Source organism: Chamaesiphon sp. OTE_20_metabat_361, assembly GCF_031364565.1.
The window spans coordinates 1-2323 of the sequence record NZ_JANLWO010000072.1 but is presented as its reverse complement, the minus strand read 5'-3'; the positions used below and the strand labels follow the sequence as shown (position 1 = coordinate 2323).

The following is a 2323-nucleotide window of genomic DNA, read 5'->3' as shown; positions in this document are numbered from 1 at the left end:
AGTCGTAATCCCCAAAATCGTCCAGACGATGCCTCGCGACCAAGCTCGCGACTGTTGAAAGACTACCGATTGCTCGGATGGTGCCCGGTAGGTATCGATGCCACCGCGTTCGACTTTTTGCAAGCTGTCGGGTTCGATCTTGCGCTTAGCAATTTTACTAGTGCCGCTTAGAGCTAGATCTGATTTGCGATCGGGATTATTCATAATTAATTGATAGTTAATAATTGCTAATTAATTATTTAACTGTGGTGATAAGTGTTAAACCTGTCTGGTGAGCAGTGGTCAGCGATCGACTCGTACTAAGCGACAGCCAAAGTATCGCCGTTGGCGTAGCTCCGCCTTGCGGCACTGCGCCTAACGCCTAAAACCTAATTAGTAAAGGCGATATTTTCCTGGATCGTGCTGCAAAATCATAGCACATTCTGTAGTGCTATGCCAACTTGCTGGCGATCGGAAGTAGAGTTCGGTACTGGTAATATCATACTTGTTGATGACAATCCACTTAGAGTTAATTCGATACAAACGGGGCATTAATTTCACCCTGGTATCTTTTAATTCTCAAGTCTCAATTCTCAATTAATTTAGGATTTTTGCTCTAAACCAAAACCTACCAAGTCGATCTCCGTTGGCACCTCACCCGGCTGAGGACGCCGATAAGTGACGATCGTCCGCAGTCGAGACTTGTCACTTATCAAGCGAATTTGGTCTACTGCGACCGATCGACTATAATATGTTACCAATTCTAAAGTTTGGCGGGTAGGTTGATAGGTAAACCGACCCGTAATTGCACCTGATTCCGAATAACCCTCATCCCGCAGATATAAGCCCCGGATTAGTTCTGAACTTTCAGCGATTTTTGCCGCTAGCGGTAGAGCTGGCGCGAGAGGATCGACGGCTAATAGGTGTGGTGCGGCAATTGCGCTCTCAGGGACGAATAGCGCCTTGAGATTCATCGAAACTTGTTCGCCTTTTTCGGATACCGTAGCAAAGCCAATTCTAAAGCCCGGAAATTGGGCGATCTCCTCCGGTGCGCCAATACTACCAACTGGCAGAAAAGCTGAAGAAATCTGATATTTCTCGGCTGATTCTAGTCCAGCTACATTAAATTCAGTATAAGATCGCTCTACTTCATTGTGACGGACATAATGGTAGGTTCGCTCGGTTTTCCATGTGCCGACACAAGCCGAAAAGAAGTCTTCAATTTCTAGCATTTTTTAGCGATTTTGCTGCGCGCGACTGGAACTCTATTTTAGCAAGGTTAACCTAGGTCGATGAGTTCGATCGAGCAATCTATGTTATCTACTAGCGATTTAAACCGTAGTTTGCTGCGAAAGTCAGGCTTTAGGCTTTAGGCTTTAGGGGGAATAATAGACGAAAAAATACTAGCGAAGATTTTGTTTTTACTTTCGCAGGAGGTCTAATAGGTTGCTGCGTGACATCAAAGGATGATGCCGATCGCGATCGAGTTTAATTAAATAGTAGTCAAATAATAGTTGCTATTTACTGATGGGAGTTAAATTACCTCTATATCATTAATTAATAATTAAGATTGCAATTCTTATGAAAAGTTAAATAATTCAGCAATAAGTTAACAAATCCAGATTTACTCTCTAAGATCGAGGGAAATTACTATGAGGTATGAAATGGAATCAATCCAGCAACAGATTAGTACCTTGACCCGCAAGGTCGATCGAGTCTATCAGATTATCGATCGACTGAATCAGCAGTTCGAGCCGACCGAGCCGCATGTCAGTGGGGAAGAAACATCGATTAGGCACCCACTCAGCCGCGAGGAGTCACAACCCGCTAGCAGCGATATGCGGCGGTTATCCGCACACCCTAACTACCGCCGCAATGGCTATGCCGATCTGCCCAGTGGTGCCAATTATCGGCACGATACATCGGAGTGGGTTATCGCCCAGCAAGATGTACTCATCGATAGTAGCGGTGTAGAAATCAGCCAACACCAAATCAAAGAGCAGGATCTAGCGCCACAAATTCAAATCCAGCGCCTCACCGCTCAATTGACTGCTGCCTACAACCGGATTGCAGCTCTAGAAGAACAGTTGCTCGCCAGGCGGTGGAAGTAGTTGTCAATTGCATTGGCGAGCTGACGGATCGGTACAATTACCGATCGATGGCGACTCCCTGTAGTGAAATGACGATCGATTTAGAAACTGGCTCTGTCGGTATTGGCGTCTTTACATCTCTACATCTGCCTGATACCAACGCCCCCATCAAGGGCATCAATCGATTCGAGCGTCACTCGATCGGCGATGTGGCAGATGCGCTAGTCACAAATTATGCGGATGCAGATTGCGTC

The 2323-nt window shown here is 45.8% G+C and carries 4 protein-coding genes and 1 pseudogene; 2 read left to right on the top strand and 3 right to left on the bottom strand.

Annotation, left to right across the window (positions count from 1 at the left end; genetic code table 11):
• The 3 genes and pseudogenes from RMO35_RS01950 to RMO35_RS01940 form a co-directional block, all read right to left on the bottom strand.
• Positions 1-204: pseudogene (locus RMO35_RS01950) on the bottom strand (hypothetical protein); the annotation flags it as partial.
• A gap of 168 nt (positions 205-372) precedes the next feature.
• The gene (locus RMO35_RS01945) at positions 373-531 is read right to left on the bottom strand and encodes a hypothetical protein (protein WP_309738183.1); all 159 of its coding nucleotides are present in this window, start codon (positions 529-531) and stop codon (positions 373-375) included.
• A 50-nt stretch (positions 532-581) separates the two neighbouring features.
• Positions 582-1211 (bottom strand): phycobiliprotein lyase, encoded by a 630-nt coding sequence (locus tag RMO35_RS01940; protein WP_309738182.1) that lies wholly within the window; start codon positions 1209-1211, stop codon positions 582-584.
• 432 nt (positions 1212-1643) lie between these two features.
• On the opposite strand from RMO35_RS01940, the gene RMO35_RS01935 reads away from it, so the two are divergent.
• Both RMO35_RS01935 and RMO35_RS01930 read left to right on the top strand, forming a co-directional pair.
• Entirely contained in the window at positions 1644-2090 is a 447-nt protein-coding gene (locus tag RMO35_RS01935) for a hypothetical protein (RefSeq protein WP_309738181.1), read from the top strand.
• The coding region (locus RMO35_RS01930) for a hypothetical protein (protein WP_309738180.1) at positions 2081-2323 on the top strand (243 nt) is incomplete at its 3' end. The genes RMO35_RS01935 and RMO35_RS01930, both read left to right, overlap by 10 nt.